Annotated in this window: 17 protein-coding genes and 1 pseudogene; 7 read left to right on the top strand and 11 right to left on the bottom strand. The window is 72.6% G+C overall.

The window, feature by feature from the left end; genetic code table 11:
- The 3 genes from KF840_06310 to KF840_06300 form a co-directional block, all read right to left on the bottom strand.
- Complete coding sequence (locus tag KF840_06310; protein ID MBX3024506.1) at positions 1–810, bottom strand: CPBP family intramembrane metalloprotease; 810 nt, start codon at positions 808–810, stop codon at positions 1–3.
- Between the two features lie 192 nt (positions 811–1002).
- Positions 1003–2133 (bottom strand): thiolase family protein, encoded by a 1131-nt coding sequence (locus KF840_06305; protein ID MBX3024505.1) that lies wholly within the window; start codon positions 2131–2133, stop codon positions 1003–1005.
- 26 nt (positions 2134–2159) lie between these two features.
- Entirely contained in the window at positions 2160–2594 is a 435-nt protein-coding gene (locus KF840_06300; GenBank protein ID MBX3024504.1) for an OB-fold domain-containing protein, read from the bottom strand.
- Positions 2595–2725: 131 nt separating this feature from the next.
- Between KF840_06300 and KF840_06295 the strand changes: the two genes are divergently transcribed.
- The gene (locus KF840_06295) at positions 2726–4309 is read left to right on the top strand and encodes an AarF/ABC1/UbiB kinase family protein (protein MBX3024503.1); all 1584 of its coding nucleotides are present in this window, start codon (positions 2726–2728) and stop codon (positions 4307–4309) included.
- Between the two features lie 60 nt (positions 4310–4369).
- On the opposite strand, the gene KF840_06290 is transcribed toward KF840_06295, so the two are convergent.
- Positions 4370–7189, bottom strand: coding sequence for an AAA family ATPase (locus KF840_06290; protein ID MBX3024502.1), 2820 nt, complete (start codon positions 7187–7189; stop codon positions 4370–4372).
- Between the two features lie 98 nt (positions 7190–7287).
- Between KF840_06290 and KF840_06285 the strand changes: the two are divergent.
- Positions 7288–8297: pseudogene (locus KF840_06285) on the top strand (IS630 family transposase).
- 149 nt (positions 8298–8446) lie between these two features.
- A complete protein-coding gene (locus KF840_06280; protein MBX3024501.1) occupies positions 8447–12559 on the top strand; it encodes an HYR domain-containing protein in 4113 nt (1370 codons plus the stop codon).
- A 171-nt stretch (positions 12560–12730) separates the two neighbouring features.
- Here KF840_06280 and KF840_06275 read toward each other — a convergent pair whose 3' ends face one another.
- Together KF840_06275 and KF840_06270 are read right to left on the bottom strand one after the other, a co-directional pair.
- Entirely contained in the window at positions 12731–13726 is a 996-nt protein-coding gene (locus KF840_06275; GenBank protein ID MBX3024500.1) for a phosphotransferase family protein, read from the bottom strand.
- 274 nt (positions 13727–14000) lie between these two features.
- Positions 14001–15305, bottom strand: a complete 1305-nt coding sequence (locus KF840_06270; GenBank protein ID MBX3024499.1) for an acyl-CoA dehydrogenase family protein — start codon at positions 15303–15305, stop codon at positions 14001–14003.
- Positions 15306–15421: 116 nt separating this feature from the next.
- Here KF840_06270 and KF840_06265 point away from each other — a divergent pair, with 116 nt between their 5' ends.
- Positions 15422–15889, top strand: coding sequence for a nuclear transport factor 2 family protein (locus KF840_06265; protein ID MBX3024498.1), 468 nt, complete (start codon positions 15422–15424; stop codon positions 15887–15889).
- A 7-nt stretch (positions 15890–15896) separates the two neighbouring features.
- Here the strand turns inward: KF840_06265 and KF840_06260 are convergent, their stop codons facing one another.
- Complete coding sequence (locus KF840_06260; GenBank protein MBX3024497.1) at positions 15897–16472, bottom strand: YIP1 family protein; 576 nt, start codon at positions 16470–16472, stop codon at positions 15897–15899.
- Positions 16469–16903: a hypothetical protein gene (locus KF840_06255; GenBank protein MBX3024496.1), complete on the bottom strand. Its 435-nt coding sequence runs from the start codon at positions 16901–16903 to the stop codon at positions 16469–16471. Before KF840_06255 ends, KF840_06260 begins: the two co-directional genes overlap by 4 nt.
- 115 nt (positions 16904–17018) lie before the next feature.
- On the opposite strand from KF840_06255, the gene KF840_06250 reads away from it, so the two are divergent.
- The gene (locus KF840_06250) at positions 17019–17894 is read left to right on the top strand and encodes a phosphoribosylaminoimidazolesuccinocarboxamide synthase (protein MBX3024495.1); all 876 of its coding nucleotides are present in this window, start codon (positions 17019–17021) and stop codon (positions 17892–17894) included.
- 75 nt (positions 17895–17969) lie between these two features.
- Positions 17970–18293: a hypothetical protein gene (locus KF840_06245; GenBank protein MBX3024494.1), complete on the top strand. Its 324-nt coding sequence runs from the start codon at positions 17970–17972 to the stop codon at positions 18291–18293.
- Positions 18294–18699: 406 nt separating this feature from the next.
- Here the strand turns inward: KF840_06245 and KF840_06240 are convergent, their stop codons facing one another.
- Entirely contained in the window at positions 18700–19656 is a 957-nt protein-coding gene (locus tag KF840_06240; GenBank protein MBX3024493.1) for a threonylcarbamoyl-AMP synthase, read from the bottom strand.
- Positions 19657–19675: 19 nt separating this feature from the next.
- Positions 19676–21295, bottom strand: a complete 1620-nt coding sequence (locus KF840_06235) for a hypothetical protein (GenBank protein MBX3024492.1) — start codon at positions 21293–21295, stop codon at positions 19676–19678.
- Between the two features lie 202 nt (positions 21296–21497).
- Here KF840_06235 and KF840_06230 point away from each other — a divergent pair, with 202 nt between their 5' ends.
- Positions 21498–22343, top strand: a complete 846-nt coding sequence (locus KF840_06230) for an SDR family NAD(P)-dependent oxidoreductase (protein ID MBX3024491.1) — start codon at positions 21498–21500, stop codon at positions 22341–22343.
- A gap of 45 nt (positions 22344–22388) precedes the next feature.
- Here the strand turns inward: KF840_06230 and KF840_06225 are convergent, their stop codons facing one another.
- The gene (locus KF840_06225) at positions 22389–22739 is read right to left on the bottom strand and encodes a Rieske (2Fe-2S) protein (protein ID MBX3024490.1); all 351 of its coding nucleotides are present in this window, start codon (positions 22737–22739) and stop codon (positions 22389–22391) included.
- Positions 22740–22852 lie beyond the last annotated feature (113 nt).

Below are 22852 nucleotides of genomic sequence, written 5' to 3'. Positions count from 1 at the left end.
TCAGCCGGGAGAGAGCCGGCGCAGCTCCTCGATCGCCAGCGGCATGATGACCAGGAGCTGCACGGCGTCGAAGACGCCGTGGGCGACGATGCAGGGCAGGAGGTTGCCGGCGCGGCGGAAGGCCCAGCCGAGCACCAGCGAGATGGCGAGCACGCTGGCCAGCAGGTTGGGCATGCCGTAGCCGGCGTGGCTGAGGGCGAAGAACACGCTCGAGGCGATCCAGCCGATGCGCGGCTGCAGGAAGGCGCGGTAGAAGCCCTCCTCGACGGTCATCGCGACGGCGACCACCACCAGCTTGTGCGCGATCGGCAGATCGCTGAGCCACGCCATCAGCGGCGGCACCTCGAACAGCTCGCTGCCCGGGGTCGCCGCCGGCGGCCAGTTGGCGAGGTACATGAGCCCGCTCGTCAGCGAGCTGGCGACGATCGCCAGCAGCCAGCCGAGAGCGCCGACGAACAGGCCGAAGCGCACGTCGCGCGCCGTCGCCCCCTCGAGGCGCAGGAAGCGGCGCAGCGGCATCGGCCAGCCGAGCATCCACCAGGCCTGCAGGAAGATGGCGATGAACAGTTGGCCGGTGAACAGCTCCGGAAACCACATCGTCTCCGGATCGACCGCTGCCGCCTCGCCGGGCGACACGGTGGGCCCCCAGACGACGATCGCCAGGATGGCCGCCAACAGCGCCAGGCCGAGCGCGAAGCGCCAGCGAGTGGGGAACTCCTCGCGCAGGCGCCGCAGCCGGCCCGTCCAGCCGAGCGCCAGGAAGGTCAGCGTGGTGAAGAGGAGGATGAGCGCCGGCTGGAGGAGTCGCATGCGGAAGGCGGTCGACGCGTCGTCATCGGGCTAGCTGCCAGACAGGCGGCGCGGCGAGGGCGAGGGACTGTGCGCCGGATCGAGGCGCCGAACCGGAGGCAGAGCGGTCGGCCTGGTCGAGGATTCGGCGACGCAGCGCTGGCGCACGAGACTCGCCCGCAGTGGCCGAGCTGCTTTTCAACGGGCTGCCGACTACGCCGTCAGGATGTGGATGGTGCAGGCCGAGCCGAGGCCGATGACGTGCGCCAGGCCGACCGTGGCGTTGGCGACCTGGCGGTCGCCGGCCTCGCCCCGCAGGTGGGTGACGATCTCGTAGATGTTGGCGACGCCGGTGGCGCCCAGCGGGTGGCCCTTGGAGAGCAGACCGCCGCTGACGTTCACCGGCGTGCGGCCGCCGTGCTCGAACCAGCCCTCGTCGACGGCGCGCCCGGCTTCGCCCTCCGCGCAGAGGCCGAGGTTCTCGTAGTGCAGCAGCTCGGCGGTGGCGAAGCAGTCGTGCAGCTCGACCAGGTCGAGGTCGTCGGGGCCGACGCCGGCGCGCTCGTAGGCGATCCGGGCGGCGTTGCGGGTCAGCGTGTTGACGTCGGGCATGGTGAGATCGCGCGGCGTCCACGGATCCGAGGTGAGGACGGAGCAGGCGACCTTCACCGCCTTGCGGCCGAATTTCTTCGCCATCTCCTGCGAGCAGACGATCGCCGCGGCGGCGCCGTCGCCGGTCGGACAGCACATGTAGAGGGTGTTCGGATACGCCACCATGCGGGCGTTCATCACGTCCTCGAGCGACACCTCGACCTGGTACTGGGACAGCGGGTTCTTCGTCGAGTGCCGGTGGTTCTTCACCGACACCTTGGCGAAGTGCTCCGGGGTCGTGCCCCAGGTGCGCATGTGCTCGACCCCGGCCATGCCGAAGACCGCCGGCATCAGGCCGCTGCCGAGAATCCCCTCGACGCTCTCGCCGCTGCCGCCGCCGCCGAGCAGGCCGGCCTTGCCCATCTGCTCGGAGCCGACCGCCATCGCCACGTCGTACTCGCCCGAGCCGACCGCGACGTAGGCCTCGCGGAAGGCGCTCGAGCCGGTGGCGCAGGCGTTGGCGACGTTGACCACCGGGATGCCGGTCTGGCCGATCTGCTGCATGATGCGCTGGCCGATCATGTTGCCGGCCTGCAGCAGGTTGCCGGACGCCAGCAGCTCGACGTCGTTGATCGTCATGCCGGCATCGGCGAGCGCCAGGCGCGCCGCCTCGCCGGCCAGCTCGTGCACGTCCTTGTCGCGATAGCGGCCGAACTTGATCATTCCAACGCCGATGACGAATACGTCGCGCATGGTCGCTCCTCGGTGATCCTGCTGCGTCAGCTCGCGGGCGTGAAGAAGAAGGCGACGACGTCGCGCCCTTCCTTGTCGGTGCGCACCGTGCGGGTGATCATCTTCACCGGCATGCCGTAGGGGAGGGCGGCGGGGTCGGGGCGGACGTCGACGATGGTGCAGCGCACCGCCACCTGCTCCGGCAGGTCGACGATCGCCGCCACGTACGGCACCGGGATGCCCGGCGCCGACTGGTGCACGATGGAGTACACGTAGAGCGTGCCGTGATCGCTGAGGCGGATGTCGTCGAACGGGCCCGCTTCGCCGCACTTGGCGCAGGCGACCCGACCGCTGCGCAGATAGGTGGCGCCGCAGTGCGTGCAGCGGATGCCCGCCAGGTACGGCGGGTCGTCGAGGACGAGGAAGGGAATGATCGGCCGCGGTCCCTTCGGCTGCTCGGCCGCCGCTGCGGTGTCTGCCATGTCGGTGCGCCCCCTTGGTGGGCGATTTCTCGCAGCCGCGCCGGGTGGGGTCAACCGCCGCGGCGCCGCGTCGGGCGTTCGTTCCGGAATCGCGATTGCGGACGCGCTGCCCGGCCGGTAGCGTGCGCCGGATGCGCGACCTCGAGACCTGGGCGTTCAGCGACACCCCGCCGTGGGAGATCGCGCTCGAGCGCTGCGCCTGGCGGGCGAACGTCGACGCGCTGCGGGCGCGTTCACGCGCCCTGGTGCCCGAGCTGGTGCGTCCCGCCATGCTGCCGCCGCTCTGGCGCTTCACCGAGGCCAGTGCGCTGATCGGCGCCGGGCTCGCCGGCTGGCTGCTGCGCGAACGCCGCCGCGGCGGCGCCGTCTCGCGCGCCGGCCTGTCGCGCCGCCTGCGGCGCGCCTTCGAGCGCCTGGGGCCGGCGTACATCAAGCTCGGCCAGATCATCTCCTCCGGCCGTGGCCTCTTCCCCGAGGAGCTGGTCGAGGAGTTCAAGGCGTGCCGCGATCAGGTGCCGCCCGAGCCGTTCGCCGCGGTGCGCGCCGTCGTGGAAGCGGAGCTCGGCCGGCCGCTGGAGGCGATCTTCGCCCGCTTCGACGAGTCGTGTCTGGCGGCGGCGTCGATCGCCCAGGTGCACGCCGCCATCCTGCGCAGCGGCGAGGAGGTGGTGGTCAAGGTCCAACGGCCGCGGGTCGAGCAGCGCGTGCGCCGCGACATCGCCGCCATGGCCTGGATCGCTCCCCATCTCGTCGGGCGGCTGCCGATCGCCGCCCTGGCCAATCCGCCGGCCCTGGTCGAGCTGTTCGCCGAGACCATCACCGAGGAGCTCGACTTCCGCCTCGAGGCGGAGAACATGCTCGACATCGCCCGCCTGCTGCGCGAGGCCGGCCAGACCATCATCGTCGTGCCGCGTCCGCACCCCGAGCTGGTGACCGAACGGGTGTTGGTGATGGAGCGCCTGTCGGGGTTCAAGTACGACGACCTCGAGGGGATGCGCGCCGCCGGCATCGACGGCGCGACCGTGCTGCGCTCGCTGCTCATCTCGTTCCTCGAAGGGGCGATGATCTTCGGCGTCTTCCACGGCGACCTGCACGGCGGCAATCTCTTCGTGCGCCCGGACGGACGGGTGGCGCTCTTCGACTACGGCATGACCGGGCGCATGGACGAGCCGCAGCGGCTCGCCTTCCTGCGCATGATGATGACCGGGGCGATGAACGACGTGCGCGGCCAGGTGGAGGCCTTCCGCGACCTCGGGGCGCTGCCGGCGGACGCCGACATCGACGGCATCCTCGCCCTGCTGAAGGTCGACCAGCCCATCCAGGACCCGACGAAGATGGCGCCCGAGCAGCTCGTGCGCGAGATCCAGGACGTCCTGCGCGGCCTGCTCGCCCAGGGCGCGCGCCTGCCCAAGCACCTGATGCTCTACGTCAAGAACACGCTGTTCTTCGACGGCGCCATCGCCCACCTGGCGCCGGACCTCAACATGTTCGAGGAGGTGGCGAAGATCTACGGCTACTTCGCCGCCACCCACGCCGAGCGCATCGAGCGCGACGTCGGCATCGATCCGAGCCGCACCCCGCTCAACCTCGACAACATGCGCGCCCAGCTCGGCCTCGAGGGCGAGGTCGAGTCGATCACCCACCGCGAGCTGCAGCAGCGCCGGCGCCAGATCCAGCGCCAGATCGACGCCGCCGGCGGCCTGCCGCGCGTCTGAGCGCCGCGCGCAGTCGGGTCAGCGAGCCGAGCGCGCCGGCGGCGCGATTGTCCCGGCGCGTCAGAGCTCGGCGCGCAGGGCCAGCGCCTGCCGCAGATCGGGCAGCGCGCAGTCGGCGGGGAACGACCGCACGGCGGCGTCGAGGAGCTGCCGCGCCTCGGCGCGGCCGCCGTCGGACGCCCGCAGGCGGGCCAGCGACAGCGCCGCCCGCAGCTCCCAGAGGCGGGCGCCGCTCGCGCGAGCGATCGACAGCGCCTCGCCGAAGCAGGCGCCGGCGGCGTCGGCCTGCCCGATCAGACGCAGGGATTCGCCGCGCAGCCGGTGCAGCTCGGCCAGGTGCCGCCGCTCGCCCGAGCGCTCGACGAAGGCGAAGATCGCGTCGAGCTCGTCGAGCGCCGCCCGTGCCCGCCGCTCTGCGAGCAGCACCTCGACGAGCAGGGCGCGGAACAGGGAGGTGCCGACGTACTGGCCGGCGCCCTCGTAGGCGGCGATGCCGTCGCGCAGCGCGCCGGGGTCGCCCTCGGCCCACCCGCGCACGAGCTGGGCGACGGCGCCGTGGACGACGAATCCGTGCTCGCCCGCCAGCGGCGCCGCGGCGCTGGCATACTCGAGCGCCTCGGCTCGCTGGCCGGCGGTCGCGTGGTACTGGGCGGCGAGCTCGCTGGCGTACGACACGCCATAGGGACTGGCCAGCGCCCGGGCGTGCGCCAGGGTGGCGGCGAGCGACGCCGCGCCGTATCCGGGCTCGCCCTGCACCAGCGCCGTGAAGGCCAGCATCGAGCGGCAGATGATCGTCGGGTCGAGGAGGAGCGTCGGAAAGTCCGCTTGCCAGAGCGACCGCGCCTCCTCGAGCTCCCGGCGCGCCGCCGCCATCTGGCCGAGGTTGAAGAGCGCGGAGCCGAGCGAGACGTGGCCGATGAAGGTGAGGAAGGGCATGGGCATCCGCGCCGCCGTGGCGAGCATGTCGGCCGCCACGGCGCGCGCCGCGTCCAGATCGGCGCGCATGATCAGGAAGGTGAAGCAGGCGCCGCTCGCCTGGATGCGGGCCAACGGCTGGTCGAGCGCGTCCGCCAGTTCGAGGGCGCGCCGGTGCACGGCGAGGGCCTCCGCGGATCCGCCGCCGCGCATGGCCACCAGCGCGCCGCCGAGGGCGAGCAGGCATTCGAGCTCGGTGTGCGTGCGCTCGGTCGACGCGGGAAGCCGCGGGAGCTGCGCCAGCGCGGCGCGCAGGTGGACGACGACCTCGCGGTCGGCGAAGCGCGCCCGCGCCCCGTCGGCCGCCGCGCGGTGGTAGCGGACCGAGCGCTCGGGATCGCCCGCGGCGGAGAAGTGACTCGCCAACTCCGCCGCGATCTCCGCCGCGCGGCCGCCATAGGCGGTCTCGAGACGCTCGGCGATGGCGCGATGATGCCGGGCGCGGCCGGCGGCCGGCAGCGCGGCGTCGAGGACCTCGCGATAGAGCGCGTGCCGGAATGCGTAGAGGCCGCTGATCGTGCCGTCGGGCCAGGCCGCCACACCGGTCGGCACCACCAGCTCGCCGCTCGCGCTCAGCGCCGCGCACGCCGCTTCGACCTCGGCGACGGGCAGTCCGGACGCGGCGGCGACGGCCGCGACCGCGAACTCCCCGCCCGCCACGCTGGCGGCGTCGAGCACCCGGCGGGCGGTCGCGGACAAGCGCTCGATCTGGCGCAGGGCCAACTGCCGCAGACTGTCGGGGATGATGCCGGCCAGCGGCTCGCCGAGGCGCCAGCGACCGTCGACGGCGACGAGGATGCCGCGCTCGAGCAGGACGTCGACGGTCGCGGCGACGAACAGCGGGTTGCCGCCCGCGCGCGCCTGCACCTCCGAGACGAGCGTCGCGTCCAGCGCCGCGCCGGCGAGGCGCCGCGCGAGATACTCCTCGACCTGCGAGGGGCTCAGCGGCGGCAGCGGGAGCTCGACGGCGCGCCGCCGCGCCACCAGACTCTGCACGGATCCCCGCAGGGCCTCGTCCTGGAGGAGATCGGCGCGCCGGTAGCTGGCGAGGAGGAGCAGACGCGCCGGCATCGTCCGCTGCGCCAGGTAGGCGAGGGCGTCCATCGACGAGGGGTCGCTCCAGTGCAGGTCCTCGACGACCAGCACCACCGTCCCCTCGGCGGCGATGGCGTCGATCGCGTCGCCGAGCTCGCGCAGCATGCGATCGCGATTGGGGCTCGGGACGCGCGCCCGCAGGCTCTCCGCCGTTCGCGAGTCGATCAGCGCCGGCATCTGGAGGAGCCAGCTCGGCGCCCGCTGGGCGAGCGCCGTCCGCACCGCGTCGGTCGCGTCGTCGGCGCAAAGTTGAGCCAGCAGATCGAGCACCGGCAGATACGGCTGGCTGCCCGCGGTCAGCTCCACGCACTGCCCGCCGGCGACGCGGGCGCGGGTGCCGGCCCGCACCTCCTCGGCGAAGTGCTCGAGCAGCGTCGTCTTTCCCATGCCGCCCTCGCCGGTGACGAGGACCACCTGGCGCACTCCGCCGTCGGCCCTGCGCAGCGCGCGTCGCAGCGCCGCGAGTTCGCCGGCGCGGCCGACGAGCGCGGCGGGCGGGGACTCGCTCCCCCCCGGATGCGCCGTCAGCCGGTAGCCGCGCCGACCGACGCTCTCGACCAGCACCGAGGCGTCGCCATCCTCGGCCAGCGCGGCGCGGATCTCCGCGATGCACACCCGCAGCACCGTCCGGCTGACCGCCGCGTCGGGCCAGCAGGCGCGGAACAGCTCCTCCTTGGTCACCAGCCGTCCGCGCCGCAGCACCAGCCGGTGGAGGACGGCGAACGACTTGGCGCGCAGCGGCCGTTCGAGCCCGCCGCGCCAGAGTTGCCCGGATTCTTCGTCGAGAGAGAAGGCCCCGAAGGTCAGCATGAGAGAAAAGCCGCGTCCGCGGTTCGATCCGACTGCCGAGCTATTGAGTATCGTAAAATATAGTGACATTGAGCGGCGGATGTGATACACGACGATCCATGGGAAATCCGGCGGGGGTGAAGCGGGATTTTGATGAGTTGGAACGGCGGCGACTGGAGGCCGCGCGGTTACTGAAGGCCGGGGTGAAACCGGCCGAGGTGGCGCGGCGGGTGGGCGTCCATCGCCAGTCGGTGAGTCGCTGGGTGCAGCAGTTGGCGACCCACGGGCGGGCCGGGCTGAAGAAGGCGGGGCGCGCGGGGCGCCCACCGCGCCTGACCGCCTCGCAACGCCGCCAGCTCGAACGCGCCCTGCAGCGCGGCCCGGAAGCGCTCGGATACCCCACCGGGTTGTGGACCACCGGGCGCGTCGCGGAGCTGATCGAGCAGGAGTTCGCGGAGCGCTTCCATCCCGGCCACGTCTGGCGCTTGCTCCGGCAGCTCGGGTGGAGCTGCCAGCGGCCGACCGGGCGCGCCCTGGAGCGCGACGAAGCCCGTATCCGCTGGTGGAAACGCGAGCACTGGCCCGCCCTTAAAAAAAAGCCCGCCGCGAGCGGCGCACCATCGTCTTCATCGATGAAAGCGGACTCAGTGAGCGCCCGCACCGCTGTCGGACATGGGCGCCGCGGGGGCAGACCCCGGTCCTCCAGTATCACTTCCACTGGAAGACGCTCTCGGCGATCGCGGGCGTAACGTGGTGGCAGTTCTACTTCCGGCTGTACCCCGGCACGATCAAGAGTCCGGAGATCGTCGACTTCTTGGGCCGTCTCCAACGGGCCCTCCCCGGCAAGCTGCTCATCATCTGGGATGGGCTGCGGCAGCACCGCAGTCGACTGGTGAAGGACTTCATCGCTCGCCAGCGCGGCGCGATTCACCTGGAGTACCTGCCCGCCTACGCGCCGGAGCTGAACCCCGTGGAATACATCTGGGGGTACTGGAAGAAGCATGAGCTGCCCAACTTCTGTCCGAAGGACTTCTCGCAGCTCACCACCGTGGCGCGCCGCGCCTTGCGCCGAATGCAGCGCCGCCCCACGCTGGTGACCGCCTTCTGGCAGCAAGCGGAGCTGTTCTAGATCCCGTCACTATATTCTGCGAGACTCAATAACCCGGATTGAACGCGAAATGAACAGTTCCAGCGTCGACCGCGGCCGCCCCGCGTGGGCGTCATGCGCCCGACACGCGGCGCGGGCCGACCGCGAGCGGGTACTCTGGAGGATCGGGCATGCGCAGTCCATTGCCGAATCGGGAGAAGCTGAGCGCCGCGGCGGCGGCCCTGGCGGGTCTGCTCGCTTTCGCCGTGCCAGGCCGCGGCCTGGCGACCACCGCCGACGATCTCGACTACTGCGGCGGCTACGGGCAGCGTGCGTGCTGCCTGCTCGAGGCCGTGCCCTCGTGCGACCAGGGACTGTCCGAGACCGGCGCCATCGCCCACCCCACGGTCTGCGGCGGCTTCCCCGCCGGAACCTGCGGCGGCGCGTCGCCCGACGCTCTTCCCTTCTGCGGCGGCGACCGCCAGCGCGCCTGCTGCGTCGGTGAATCGCCGCTCGGGAATCCGTGCGACACGGGCGCCATCGAGCTCGGCGCCGTCGGCGGCGCCTGCGCCTACCCGGCGCTGGCGGTGGGCGCCGACGCCGGCACCTGCTGGAAGCGCACGCCCTGCGGCGGCGCCGGCGAGCGCGCCTGCAGCGTGCTGCATGACGACGGGCGGCCCGCCTGCGCCGAGGGGCTGATCGAGCTCGGCGGCTGCCGCGACCTCGATTGCGGCCCCTCGTCCGGCTGGTGCTATCGGCCGACGCCGTGCGGCGGCGAGGGCCAGCGCGCCTGTTGCCTGCTCGGCGACATCAAGGGGCCCCCCGGATGCGCCGCTGGACTGCGCGAGATCCCCGGCGCCAGCGGCGACTTCTCCTGCGGCATCGGTGACCTGATCGGCAACGGCACGCCGTCGCTGTCGACCTGCGCCAGCGCCGATGCGCTCCTGCGCCCCATCGCCGAGCCCGCCGCGGGCTGGAGCGCGACGGGCGCCACCGACCAGACCTGCGCGGCGCGCGGCTACGCCGACCTGCATGCCCACCTCTTCGCCGATCTCGGCCACGGCGGCGGCGTGCTCGCCGGCGAGCCCTACGCGCCGGGCGGCATCAACGCCGCGCTGCGGCAGGACTTCGGCAGCTACCGCGACCTGGTCGCCAAGGACGGCGCCGACCTGCTCGCCGCCGCCTGCGACCCGACGCTGTACCCCGACTGCGGCACGCCGGGCTTCCTGCAGTTCCACGGCGCCCACACGTTGACGGACCACGCCCTCGGGGCCGGCACCCGCGAAGGGCTGCCGCTCGCCCTCGGCCTGGTCGGCGCCGGCTCCCACCTCGGCGCGCCGTTGTTCAACGGCTGGCCGACCTGGCGCAGCACCACCCATCAGCAGATGTACTACAAGTGGCTCGAGCGCGCCTGGCGCGGCGGCCTGCGGCTGATGGTCCAGCTCGCGGTCACCAACGAGGCGCTCTGCAAGAGCTCGAAGCGCCTGCGCCACACCGACTGCGAGGACGAGATGGCGCCGGTCGACGCCCAGCTCCAGGCGACCTGGGCGCTGCAGGACGTGATCGACGCCGCGGCGGGCGGCGCCGGCATGGGCTGGTTCCGCGTCGTCACCACCCCGGCGGCGGCGCGCCAGGCCATCCGCGACGGCAAGCTCGCGGTCGTGCTCGGCATCGAGGTGGCGAACCTGTTCAACTGCAAGCGCGGCGGCTGCAGCGGCAAGAACGCCGGCGAGAGCGACGCCGCCTACGTCGACCGCAAGATCGACGAATACTACGACAAGGGCGTTCGCGTCATCTTCCCGATCCACAACTTCGACAACGCCTTCGGCGGGCCGGCGACGTGGCAGGATGCGATCCACGCCGGCAATTACGTCTCCGAAGGATCCTGGTGGGACGCCGAGCAGTGCCCGGACGCCTACGGGTTCAGGCTCGGCGGCTTCACTCCCTTCATCATCAACCTGTTCGGCTTCGGCGAGCTCGTCGTTCCGCTCATCGATCCGAACGTCTCGGTGTCCTGCAATCGGCACGGCCTGACCCCGCTCGGCGACCACATGATCCGCTCGCTGATGCGCAAGGGCATCGTCGTCGACGTGGACCACATGTCGAATCACGCCTTCGACGCCGCCCTCGACATCGCCGGCGAGGAAGCGCGGCCCGTCATCGCCAGCCACGTGCAGTTCTACGAGCTCATGCGGCAGGAGAAGCGCCACGAGCGCATGCGGACGCGGCCGCAGTTGGAGCGCATCCGCGACAGCGGCGGCATGGTGGCCGCCATGCTGAAGGACGACAAGCAGGATACCGACGACGTCGGCGGCAAGTGGAACCTGCCGTACGTGCCGCCGTCGGGGAAGGGCATCGCGGACGACTGCCGCCACTCGTCGAAGACCTGGGCGCAGATGTACCAGTACGCCAGCGACGTCATGGGCGGACCGGTGGCGATGGGCAGCGACTTCAACGGCGTCGCCGGCCACGTCGGCCCGCGCTTCGGCTTCGACGCCTGCGGCCAGGACGCGGAAGAGCGCAGCATCCAGGGGCGCGCCGGCAACGCCCTGGGCTATCCGTTCACGCTGCCCGGCTTCGGCACCTTCGAGAAGCAGACGACCGGGCTCAAGACGTTCGACTTCAACGTCGACGGCCTGGCCCACGTCGGCCTGCTGCCCGATCTGGTCGCGGACCTCGGCCGCCTCGGCCTCGGGGCGAGCGACCTCGAGCCGCTGTGGGACTCGGCCATCGGCTTCGTCGACGTCTGGGCGCGCGCCGCGGGCGACGAGCCCAGCGGCGGCTCGACGACGCGGCTCGGCTGCGAGGACCGCAGCGTGTCGGCCGACGCGACCTGCAGGGCCGCCGGCATCTCGATCGCCGACGCCGCCACGGCGGCCGCCTACGAGCAGCTCGTGCAGGCGCCGGCGGGCCCGTACCTGCTGGGCGGCACCTCGGTGACCCTCTCGACCACGCAGACCGACGCCTGCGGCGCGCAGCCGGAGTCGTGCAACGCCGTGGTCACCGTGCGCGACACCACGGCGCCGGGAATCACCTGCCCGGCGGCGGTGGCCGCCGAATGCGCCGGCGCCGGCACGCCGGTCGCATTCGGCTCGCCGGTCGCCGGCAGCGACAACTGCGGCCCGGCGACGCTGACCGGCTGCAACCCCGCCGCCGGGGGGACGTTCGCATTCGGCACGACGACCGTGACGTGCGGCGTTCGCGACGCCGCGAGCCCGACGCCCAACGTCAACACCTGCAGCTTCCCGGTGACCGTGCGCGACACCACGCCGCCGACCATCACCTGCCCGGGCGCGATCACCCGCGAGTGCACGAGCCCGCAGGGCGCCAGCGTCACGCCGGGCGCGGCCACCGGCGCCGACGTCTGCGGCGGCATCAGCGTGAGCACGCAGGCGGCGCGCACCTTCCCGCTCGGGACGACGGCGCTCAGCTACACGGCGACCGACGCGGTCGGCCTCACCGCCACGTGCAGCAGCGACGTGATCGTCCGCGACACCACGCCGCCGGCGGTCATCTGCCCGGATCCCGTCGTCGCCGAGTGCACGGGGAACCAGCAGGCCGCGGTCACGCCCGGCGCCGCCAGCGCCTCCGACCTCTGCGGCGCCGCCGGTGTCACCAGCTACCCGACCGCCAGCTATCCGCTCGGCACCACGCCGCTCACGTTCGTCGCCACCGACGGCGCCGGCCTCACCGCGGCGTGCGAGAGCAGCGTCACCGTCAGGGACACGACGCCGCCGACGATCAGTTGTCCCGCCGATGTCGTGCGCGAGTGCGAGGGGCCGCACGGCGCGCGCGTGACGCCGGGGAGTGCCGTCGCGTCCGACGTCTGTGGCGACGTCGCGGTCACGTCGCACCCCAGCGCCGACTTCGCCCTCGGGACGACGACGTTGCCGTACGTCGCCACCGACGGCGTCCACCTGACCGCGCGGTGCAGCGGCCGGGTGACGGTGCAGGACACCACGCCGCCCGCCATCGCGGCCAGCACCGCCACGCCGGCGGTGCTCTGGCCGCCAAACCACAAGATGGTGCCGATCGCGCTGACGGTCGACTCCCGCGATCTCTGCAGCGGCCAGCCCGGGACGTGCGCCATCACCGGCGTGCGCTCGAACGAGCCGGAGGATGGTCGCGGCGACGGCGCCACGGCAGCGGACTGGATGGTGACCGGACCGCTGGCGCTCCAACTCCGAGCCGAGCGCAGCGGCACCGGGAGGGGGCGGACGTACACCATCGACGTGGCCTGCCGTGACGCCGCCGGCAACGCCAGCACGACAGCGATCGCCGTGACCGTGCCGCACAACCAGTGACACGGCGGCGACGAGCGGCGCGCCCGCGTGCGGCCGCCAGCTCGTCGCCCCGCGCCCGACCGCCCGCACCGCGTAGGCGCCGAGCCGTGGCGCGGCTCGCGCACAGGCTGCACGTTCGGCGACGGGGGGCGTGCCTCGACCGCGAACGCCCCCCACAAGCCGGCGGCCGGGTCAGCGGCCGAGGCGCGTGGATCGGGCCAGCTCGCCGGCCTTGCGGGCCATGTCGAGGACGACGTCGCCGAACATCCGCATCTTCGGATTGTCGGCGCCGCCCTGGACGTAGCGGGCGTAGCCGCCCTCGAGCACGACGGCCATTTTGAAGCGGGCGAGGATGACGTAGTAATCGATCTCGTCGACCGGCCGGCCGCTGACCCGCGCGTAGCGCTCGAGCAGCTCCTCGCGGCTCGGCATGCCGGTGTAATCGACGTAGCCGGAGGTGGCGCGCTCCTCGTCCGGGTTCGGCCACGCCATCACCACCCAGGCGAGATCGAGCAGGGGATCGCCGATGGTGCTCATCTCCCAGTCGACGATCGCCGCCAGGCGCGCCGGCGCGCCGTGGCGGAACATGACGTTGGCGAACTGGTAGTCGCCGTGGATGATCCCCGGCACGTACGAGCGCGGCAGATAGCCGCGCAGCCAGGCGGCGGCGTCGTCGAGGCCGGGGAGGTCGCGGAACTTGAAGCCGGCGAGATGCGCCAGCCAGCGGTCCACCTGGCGCTCGTGGAAGCCCTCCGGCCTGCCGAAACCCTCGAGGCCGCGCGCCTTCCAGTCGACGCTGCTGAGCCGCGCGATGGCGTCGACCAGCTCGTTGGCCAGGCCGGCGCGCGCCGCCAGGTCGGTGTCGAAGGGCGGCGGCCAGCCGTCGAGATTCATGCACGACCACCCGTCGACGTGTTCCATCAGGTAGAAGCAGGCGCCGAGCAGGTCCGGGTCGTCGCAGGCGGCGAGGACCCGGGTGTGCGGCACGTCGCTGTCGCGCAGCGCCGCCAGCACCCGGTACTCGCGCAGCATCGACTCGTTGCGCCCCTTGGGCACCTGGCGGGGCGGCCGCCGCAGCACCAGGCGGGCGTCGCCGCGGATGATCTCGAAGATCTCGTTCGAGGCGCCGCCGCTGATGAAGCGCGCCTCGATCGGCGATCCCGCGCCGGGCAGGCGGCGTTCGTCCATCCAGCGCGCCAACGCGTCGGGGTTGAGCAGCTCGCGAATCCGCTCGTCCATCCTCTGTGCGCCTCCGTGCGCTCCCTGGTTAGCGTTGATCAGACAACAGCACTCTCACCACGGAGGCACGGAGACGCGGAACAGCCGGAGAACGAGGGGCACGGGGCGGGGATCCCAACCCCATCGGCAAGGACCGTACGGATTCCCGCCAACCAGCCATCCCGACGCTGTACTCTCCGTGTCTCCGTGCCTCCGTGGTGAGCTTATTTTTGTGAGATCGAGGTTACAGGTTGCCCGCCTCGCGCTCGAGGGCGTTGGCGATGCGCGCCCGCGCCTCGGCGACGCGGTCGGGCAGGAAGTCGCGCGGCCACAGGCCGTCGTACGGCTGGTACGCCTTCAGGACCGCCTTGGCGACGGTGAGCTTGTGCACCTCGGTGGGGCCGTCGGCGATGGCGAGCACCGGCACCGCCGACCACAGCGACATCAGCGGCAGCTCGTTGGAGCAGCCGATGGCGCCGTGCACCTGCACGGCGCGGCGGACGACGTCGTGCAGCACCTCCGCCATCTGCACCTTCACCGCCGCGATGTAGGTGCGCGCCTCGCGCGCGTGGCCCTTGTCGATGTGCCAGGCGGTGTAGAGGACGAGCAGCCGGAACTGCTCGAGCTGGATGAACGAATCGGCGATGTACTGCTGCACCATCTGCTTCGCCGCCAGCGCCTCGCCCTGGGTGCGGCGCGAGAGCGCCCGCTCGCACATCATGCGCAGCGCCTTCTTCACCATGGCGACGGTGCGCATGGCGTGGTGGATGCGGCCGCCGCCGAGGCGCGTCTGGGCGATGGCGAAGGCCTGCCCCGGACCGCCGAGCACGGCGTCGGCGGGCACGCGGCAGTTCTCGTAGCGGATGTAGGCGTGGTGCCCCTCGCCGAGCGGCTCGCCGGCGAGGCCGGCGTTGCGGACGATGTGGAGCCCGGGGGTGTCGCGAGGGACGAGGAACATCGAGGCGCCCTGGTGCACCGGCACCTCGGGATCGGTGATCGCCATGGTGATGAGGAAGCTGGCCAGATCGGCGTGCGAGGAGAAGTACTTCTCGCCGTTGATCACCCAATGGTCGCCATCGCGCACCGCCCGGCAGCGGAACTCGCGCGGATCGGCGCCGGCCTGCGGCTCGGTCATCGAGAAGCAGGAGACGATCTCGCCGTCGAGCAGGGGCTGCAGGTAGCGCTGCTTCTGCTCCGGGGTGCCGTAGTGGGCGAGGATCTCGGCATTGCCGGAATCGGGCGCCTGGCAGCCGAAGATCGTCGGCGCCCAGTTGGAGCGGCCGAGGATCTCGTTCATCAGCGCCAGCTTGAGTTGCCCGTACCCCGGTCCGCCGAGCTCGGGGCCGAGGTGGCAGGCCCACAGCCCCTGGCGGCGGACCTCCGCCTTCAGCGGCGCGGTGACCCGTTGGTAGGTCGGATTGTCGCGCACGTACGGCGCCGCCGGGTCGCGAAAGGCGAGGTCGAGCGGCTCGACCTGCTCGCGCACGAAGGCGTCGATCCAGTCGAGCTTGGCTTGGAAGTCGGGCTCGGTCTCGAAATCCCAGGGCATCGCGCCTCCTCCGTCGAACGACGGGCGTCGGTAGTACCTGGGGACGCGCGCTGGGCGCAAACCGAGCCCGCGGTTGACAGCACGCCGGGCGGCGCGCTCAAAGGCGCCGGGGGTCCATGGCGATGCAACCCGGCTTCGTTCGTCTCGCGGCACAGCTCGTCGAGGCGTTCGAGCGCGGCGATGGCGCGGCGACCGACAAGCGCGTCGAGACCGAACACGTGCGCTGCCTCGGCGAGCTGTTCGCCGCCATCGCCGCCGACGACTACGCGGGCGCCATGCGCTACCTCGATCCCGACGCCAGCTACGCGCTGTACGCCGGCGGACCGGTGCCCTTCCGAATGGCGGGGCGCGGTCTGGCCGAGGTGGAGGAGGGCATCCGGCGCAACTTCGGCGTCCTGACGTTCGAGTGGGTGGAGATCGAGACCCTGGCCGCCCAGGGCGACGTGGTGGTGATGATCATCCGCCAGCGCGGCCACTGGCGCCACAACGGCGAGGAGTTCGACGAGCGGGGGATGCTGGAATACCGCTTTCGCGACGGCCGCATCGCGCGCTATCGCGGCTGGGCGCTGCCGTTCGCGCCCTGACGCGCCGTCAGCCGAGGGCGACGTAGCGGCTGAGCAGCAGCAGCGCGAGCTGGGCGAGGAAGACCGGCAGGGCGAGCGGGATCGCCGCCCCGGTGGTCACCGTCGCGGCGGCGCGCAGCGCGACGACGAGGGCCGCGAAGGCCCACAGCATCAGCAGCCCGTACAGCGCCAGGTAGAGCGTCGGATCGGACGCGGCGGCCAGGGTGGCGAGCAGCATCGTCGGCGTCTGCGCGAACCCGAGACAGCGCAGCAGGCGCCGGAACGCCGGCCGCGACGCCGTCAGCCGCGTGACCAGCCAGGCGACGGCGCCGAGCAGCAGCCAGGCGATCAGGGCCAGGGCGACGAGCACCGGCAGGATGAGCCCCCAGAGCTTCTCGACCTGGCTGAGCTCGTAGATGACGACCGACTCGCGCGCCAGCGTCACCAGACAGACCATCGCGCCGGCCGGGCCGGTGGCGGTCTGATCCGCGGCGGCGCGCTCGTAGAAGTCGCGGCGCAGCAGGAGCGCGGCGCCGACGCGGGCGGCGATCGGGCCGCTGGTGGGGCCGACGGAGGCCGGCGCCGGGGGCGGAACGGAGGTCACTGCCCGAGCCGCTCGCGCGCCTGCGCGAAAGCGAGGATCTCGCCGCTGCCCGCCTGCGCCACCGCGTCCTGCGCCGCGCCGAAGCTCGCGAACGCCGTCCAGCCGGCGCCGTGCGGCGTCTCGGCCCCGGGCAGCGCCGCGAACCAGGCGTCGTCGGCGGCGATCCAGGCCTCGTCGGGACCGTGGAAGCGGATGGCGCGCGGCGGCGCGGACTCGCGCCGCAGGGCGCGGAACAGGCAGACGGGCGCGTCGAACGACAGCACCGTCCCGTCGGCGCGCACGAACTGCGCCGCGTGCCGGGGCGCGCCGATCACCTCCTGGCAGGTGGCGCAGGCGGCGCTGCCATAGGCCGGTGGCGGCACGGAATCCAATGCGCCGCGCGTGCAGGCCGCGAGCAGGCAGGCGAGCCCGAGCCAGAGGGAACGCGACATGCCGCTGTCATACCGAAGGGGCTGGCGCGGGGCTACCGGGCCGCCACCCATCTCCCGATCGGCGCCGCGGCCCTCCGTGTTCCTCTGCGGCTGGTTTTTCGGTAGGACAAGCCCGATGAGCGACGTGCTGTTCGAGAGCGACATCAAAGAGCTGCCGCTGCTGTTCCGCGGCAAGGTGCGCGACGTGTACGACCTCGGCGACGCCCTGCTGGTGGTCACCAGCGACCGGCTGTCCGCGTTCGACGTGGTGCTGCCGACGCCGATCCCCGACAAGGGCCGCGTGCTGAACACGCTGTCCACGTTCTGGTTCGCGCGCACGCGGCACATCGTCGACAACCACCTGCTCGAACGGCGGCTTGAGGACGCGGTGCCGCCGGCATGGGTGGAGCGGCTGCGCGATCGTTCGCAGATCGTGAAGAAGGCGAAGCCGCTGCCGGTGGAAGCGGTGGTGCGCGGCTATCTCGTCGGCTCGGGATGGGAGGAGTACACGCGCCACGGCACGGTGTGCCGCGAGCCGCTGCCGGCCGGGCTGCGCCAGGCCGACAAGCTGCCCGCGGCGATCTTCACGCCGTCCACCAAGGCGCCGCAGGGCGAGCACGACCAGAACATCTCGTTCGCCGACGCCGAGCGCCTGCTCGGCGCGGGGCGCGCGGCGCAGGTGCGCGACCTGAGCCTCGCCCTCTACCGCTTCGGCGCCGACTGGGCCGAACAGCGCGGCATCATCATCGCCGACACCAAGTTCGAGTTCGGGCTGCTGGACGACGAGATCATCCTCATCGACGAGGTGATGACGCCCGACTCGTCGCGCTTCTGGCCGCGCAGCGAGTACCGCCCCGGCACCTCGCCGCCGAGCTTCGACAAGCAGTACGTGCGCGACTACCTGACGCAGATCGGCTGGAAGAAGGAGCCCCCCGGTCCCGAGCTGCCGGAGGAGGTGGTGCGCAAGACCTCGGAGAAGTACCGCGAGGCGCTGAAGCGCCTCACCGAGTAGCGGGATCAACGACGGGCCGCCGGCGCGCTGCGCGCCGGCGGCGTTCGGGTCGACGGACCGCGCTGGAGGCGAACGGTGGGCACGATCGATATCGACGGTCTGAGCGAAGCGGAGTTGGTGGACCTCAACCATCGCGTCGTCGAGCGGCTGCGGTTTCTCCGCCAGATGCGGGCGCATTCGCAGATGCTCGAGTTCCGCATCGGCGATCGCGTGTCCTTCGCGGCCGACGGCGTGTCCGCGGTCGTCGGCATGCTGACGCGCTACAACCGGAAATCGGTCACCGTCGTCACCGACGACGGGCAGCGCTGGCGGGTAGCGCCCGGCCTGCTGCGGCGGGTGGCGCCCGACGTCGCCACGCCGCCGAACACCGGCGTCGTGGTGCCGCTGCGGCGCACGTGAGCGGCCCGTTCCGGCCTCGGCGGGAGAGCTGGGGAGCTGTTCCGCCTTCCTCCGCTGCGAACGGGCCGTCGTCTCGCCAGGCCACGTCGGACTCGGAGACTCCGGTCCAGGCGGGTCCGTCGCGGGCGCGGCCCCGGGTATCCTTGCATTCCTGGAGCGACACTCCGTAATTGCACGCATGATCCCCCGCCGCCTTCTGGCGGACCTCGCGACCGCATTGTCCGAAGCGCCGGCGGTGGCGCTGCTCGGACCGCGCCAGGTCGGCAAGACGATCCTGGCCCTCGAGGTGGCCAGGACTACCTCTCGGCGCTGATCCGCGAGCCGCGCTGCGAGCCGCCGGCCAGCGAGGCGGTGATCAACGCGCTCGGCGGAGCGTCGCCCGCCGCGTCAGAGCGCGCGCCGGCGATCACTTCGCGGCGCGGCGCAGGCGGTCCATGATCGCCCGGCCGATGCCCGCGTCGGCGACGGCGACGGCGTAGACCCGGCGGAAGCCGCCGGCATCGAGGGCGCGCAGGGCGGCGAACAGGCGCGTCGCCGCCTGCTCGAGATCGCCGCTGGCGGACAGGATCTCGACGGCGGCGAAGCCGGCGCCGTCGGTCACCGGCGCGCAGGCGAGCAGGGCGGCGCCGCGGCGCAGGGACGCGGGGATGGCGGCCGGGTCGTCGACCAGCTCCACCGGCGTGCCCGGCGCGTAGTGGCGCGGAAGCTGGCCGGGTGCGGTGGGCAGGGCGGCGTCGCCGCCGATGCGCAGCGGTCCGATCTCGGCGGCGAGCATCTCGAGCGTCACCGCGCCCGGCCGCAGGAGCACCGGGGTCGGCTCGACGAAGGACACGATGCTCGACTCGACCCCGACCCGGCACGGGCCGCCGTCGAGGATCAGCGGCACGGCGTCGCCGAGCTGCGCCGCGACGTGCTCGGCAGTGGTGGGGCTCACGTAGCCGAACGGGTTGGCGCTGGGCGCGGCGATCGGGCGGTCGGCGGCGGCGATCAGGGCGCGCGCCACGGCGTGGTCGGGGACGCGCACGGCGACCGACGGCAGCCCGGCGGTCACGATGTCGGGGATGCCGTCGCGCTTCGGCAGCACGAGGGTGAGCGGCCCAGGCCAGAAGCGGGCGATCAGGCGCCGCGCCAGGTCGGGCACCGATGCCGCGACGCGATCCACCCCCGCGGCCGCGGCGAGGTGCACGATCAGCGGATCGAAGGACGGCCGCCGCTTGATGGCGAAGACATGGGCGGCGGCCGCGGCATTGGTCGCGTCGGCGCCGAGCCCGTAGACGGTCTCGGTGGGAAAGGCGACCACCTGCCCGGCGCGCAGCAACGCCGCGGCGCGCGCGATGTGCTCCGGCGTGGCGGCAGCGATCATCGTCGTCGTTCGCCGGCGCTCAGCGGCCGAGGAGCTGCAGTTTGTTCTTCGCCGCCTTGCCCACCTTGGTGCGACCATGCGCGTCGGCCAGATGCGCCAGGATCTCGGCGGCGACGCCGCGGGCCTCGCCGCGCTGCTCGGCCAGGGCGAAGGCGACGTAGTAGGCGTCCTCGGGATCGACCGCGCGCTCGCGCCGTAGCCGGTCGGCGAGCGGGAAGGGCGAGTCGGCGAGCGCGCGGAAGGTGTCGAGCGCCGGGTCGCGCGGCCGGGCGGAGCTGCCGAGGGGGTGGCGGTGGGTCTTGAGCGTCGCCACCGCGTAGGCGAAGCGGGCCTCGTCGTCCCACGCCGGGGTGTCCTTGAGCAGCAGCAGCCAGCGGGCGCTGTCGGCGAACTGCTTGCTCTTGCGCTTCTTCTCGGCGCGGGCGCGGATCCGTTCCCGCAGCCATTCGGCGTCGAGCGCCACCAGGACGTGGTGGAGGGCGGCATGCAGCCGATCCTCGCGCTGCTCGAGCGCCGTCTCCATCTTCGCCCAGAGGGCCGTCAGGGTGTCGCGCTTCCAGCCCCGGTCGTGCAGCAGCAGAATGTCGGCGATGGTCCACGCTTTGCGCTCGTCGTCGCAGGCGAGCAGCTCCTTCATCAGGGGCAGGCGCGCCGCCGGCAGCGTCTTCAACGTGGCGATCGCCTGGTCGCGGCGCGCGTAGCTGTCGTCGGTCAGATAGCCGATGAGCGTCTTGACGACGCCGCCGGACTCGAAGCCGCCGAGCGTGCCGACGGCGAAGCGCTTGACGATCGGCTGCGGGCTCTCGGCGAGCTGGTTGAGTCGCGCCAGGTAGGCGCGGTCGAAGCTCTGGTCCTCGAGCAGGCGGACGACGGGGCGGATGATGCCGACTTCGTCCTCGTGGCCGAGCAGCGGCAGGAGGAGGTCGATCTCGCGCGTGCTGAGCGGTTTGCCGCGCAGGCACTGCGTCAGGGCGGCGAGGGCGTGCGTGTGGACGACGTGCGGCTCGCGTTCGTGCAGCATGGCGAACAGGGTCTTGCGCGCCTTGGCGTCGGCGAGGGCGCCGAGCAGCTTGGCCGCGGCGACCAGCCGGGTGCGATGTCCCCTGGCGTCGGCAGCGAGCGTCTCGGCGCGGCGGAAGAGATCGGCGCGTTCGCGTTCGGCGAGGCCCGGGATGGCGGCGATGAGCGCATCGCAGGCGACGCGGTTGCTGTCGAGGTCGTCGCTCGCCATGAGCTCGAAGAGGGTGTCGAGGGCGGCGGCGCTGCGCACCTGCGCGCAGAGCTCGACGATCGCCGTCAGGCGGCGGCGCGGCGCGTCGGCGAGCCGCTTGCGTGCCGCGTTCACCGCCGCGGCGCCATGCGGAGCGAGCAGGGCGACGGCGCGCTGGCGCACCGGCTCGTCCTCGGCGTCGAGGAGCGGCAGCACCGCCGGCACGGTCTGCGGCGAGCGGACGCGCTCGAAGTAGCCGAGCGCGAAGTCGCGCACCAGGACGTTGGGGCTGGCGACCGCCGCGGCGACGGCGCGCGCCACCCGCTCCTCGTCGATGCCGAGCTGGGTCAGCACCACCAGCGCCGCGCAGCGCGCCTCGACGTGGGTGCCTTCGACGAGCCCGACGAGGCCCCTGAGCGTCCCGTCCATCGGGCGAGGGTTAGCCGAGCCGCGAGGAGCGAGGCAAGCGCGCGCGGCGGAGGTGCGCGCGCGCGGCGGCCGCGACGGGTCGGTGGACGGCCGCCCCCTTCGGCGCCCACTCGAGGATCAGCGCCGACCGGCGCCGACGGAGGCACCGATGCCGCCGGCGGGTTGCTGGCCTCCGCCGCCCGCCCATCGTAAGGGAGCCGGCATGGACTATCGGAACAAGGTCGTCGTCGTCACCGGCGCGTCGTCAGGGATCGGCTACGAGGCGGCCAAGGCGTTCGCCCAGCGCGGCGCGATCGTCGTCGCGGTGGCGCGGCGCGAGGCGCTGTTGCAGAAGCTGATCGGCGAGTGTCAGGCGGCGTCGCCGCAGTCGTTCTACATCGCCGGCGACCTCGGCGAGCGGGCGCTGGCGGAGCAGGTGGTCGACGAGGCCGTGCGGCGTCATGGGCGGCTGGACATCCTGGTCAACAACGCCGCCATCTCGAAGCACAAGCACACCTACCACACCAGCGCCGAGGAGGCGGACGTCGTGATGCGGGTGAATTTCATGTCCTGCGTCTGGACGACCTACGCCGCGATCCCGCCGATGCTGCGCCAGGGCGGCGGGTTCATCGTCAATGTCTCGTCCTTCGCCGCCAAGGTGTCGCCGCCGCGCGAGGGCCTCTACGCGGCGTCCAAGGCGGCGATGAACGCCTTCAGCGAAGGTCTGTGGAACGACCTCGCGGGCTCGAACATCCACGTCGCGATCGTCAATCCGGGCCCGATCGACACCGAGATCTGGGAGAAGGAGGACGAACCGCCCGCATACCACGGCCCCAAGTATCCGCCCGCCATCGTCGTCGACGCCATCTTCGAGGTGATCGAGAAGCGCCGCTACGAGGTGACCATTCCGCGCCGCCATCCGATGCTGATCACGGCGCGCATCCTGCGGCTGTTCCTGCCCGGCGTGCTGCGTTTCGGCATGGGCAAAACCGAGCCGGTGCCGGCGGAGCTCCTCGATCGGGCGCGTGCCCGCGCCGCGCAGGGCAGACGCTTGGGCGACGTCGGCTGAGCGGTCCCCGCGGAGGTCCACGGCGGTCGCCGTGGTGCTCCGCGCTCATTCCCCTTCCGGCCAGCCGGCCCAGATGTGGCCGTCGCGGACCTCGAGCGGGACCGGGGTCAGGCACTTGCCGAGCGGGGGGCCGGCGACGCACTCGCCATTCGCGGGTTCGTAGAGGGCGCCGTGGGTGGCGCAGAGGATGTGCGCGCCGTCGTCGCTGAGGAACTGGTTCTCGACCCAGTCCATGGTCATCGGGATGTGGCAGCAGCGGTTGACGTAGGCGACCAGGCGGCCGCCGTGGTTGAGGGCGAAGGCCTCGACCTCGCGCCCGTCGCGGACGAGCACGAACTTGGCCGTCCGACCCGGCGGCAGATCCGCCACCCGCGCCACCATCGTCCGCTCGCTCATCGGCGGGACGCTATCAGGTTTCATCACCGAGCGGCACCGCAGGCCGGCGGGGCGCGCTTGGCGGGGGCAGGGCGGGCTGGTAAGAACAGCGGCTATTCCACAGGCGAGGAGTC

The organism is bacterium (genome assembly GCA_019637795.1).
In the GTDB taxonomy this organism is placed as follows: Bacteria; Desulfobacterota; Binatia; order HRBIN30; family CADEER01; genus JAHBUY01.
Note: the sequence above shows the minus strand (reverse complement) of the source record. Positions and strands in the feature narration are given on the sequence as shown.

Bases quoted from the DNA above. Each gene is read 5' to 3' on its own strand.
- KF840_06250 (MBX3024495.1), top strand. From the start codon at position 17,019: ATGAGCGACGTGCTGTTCGAGAGCGACATCAAAGAGCTGCCGCTGCTG.
- KF840_06280 (MBX3024501.1), top strand. From the start codon at position 8,447: ATGCGCAGTCCATTGCCGAATCGGGAGAAGCTGAGCGCCGCGGCGGCG.
- KF840_06230 (MBX3024491.1), top strand. From the start codon at position 21,498: ATGGACTATCGGAACAAGGTCGTCGTCGTCACCGGCGCGTCGTCAGGG.
- KF840_06295 (MBX3024503.1), top strand. From the start codon at position 2,726: ATGCGCGACCTCGAGACCTGGGCGTTCAGCGACACCCCGCCGTGGGAG.
- KF840_06225 (MBX3024490.1), bottom strand. From the start codon at position 22,739: ATGAGCGAGCGGACGATGGTGGCGCGGGTGGCGGATCTGCCGCCGGGT.
- KF840_06270 (MBX3024499.1), bottom strand. From the start codon at position 15,305: ATGCCCTGGGATTTCGAGACCGAGCCCGACTTCCAAGCCAAGCTCGAC.
- KF840_06275 (MBX3024500.1), bottom strand. From the start codon at position 13,726: ATGGACGAACGCCGCCTGCCCGGCGCGGGATCGCCGATCGAGGCGCGC.
- KF840_06240 (MBX3024493.1), bottom strand. From the start codon at position 19,656: ATGATCGCTGCCGCCACGCCGGAGCACATCGCGCGCGCCGCGGCGTTG.
- KF840_06300 (MBX3024504.1), bottom strand. From the start codon at position 2,594: ATGGCAGACACCGCAGCGGCGGCCGAGCAGCCGAAGGGACCGCGGCCG.
- KF840_06265 (MBX3024498.1), top strand. From the start codon at position 15,422: ATGGCGATGCAACCCGGCTTCGTTCGTCTCGCGGCACAGCTCGTCGAG.
- KF840_06235 (MBX3024492.1), bottom strand. From the start codon at position 21,295: ATGGACGGGACGCTCAGGGGCCTCGTCGGGCTCGTCGAAGGCACCCAC.
- KF840_06310 (MBX3024506.1), bottom strand. From the start codon at position 810: ATGCGACTCCTCCAGCCGGCGCTCATCCTCCTCTTCACCACGCTGACC.
- KF840_06255 (MBX3024496.1), bottom strand. From the start codon at position 16,903: ATGTCGCGTTCCCTCTGGCTCGGGCTCGCCTGCCTGCTCGCGGCCTGC.
- KF840_06290 (MBX3024502.1), bottom strand. From the start codon at position 7,189: ATGCTGACCTTCGGGGCCTTCTCTCTCGACGAAGAATCCGGGCAACTC.
- KF840_06305 (MBX3024505.1), bottom strand. From the start codon at position 2,133: ATGCGCGACGTATTCGTCATCGGCGTTGGAATGATCAAGTTCGGCCGC.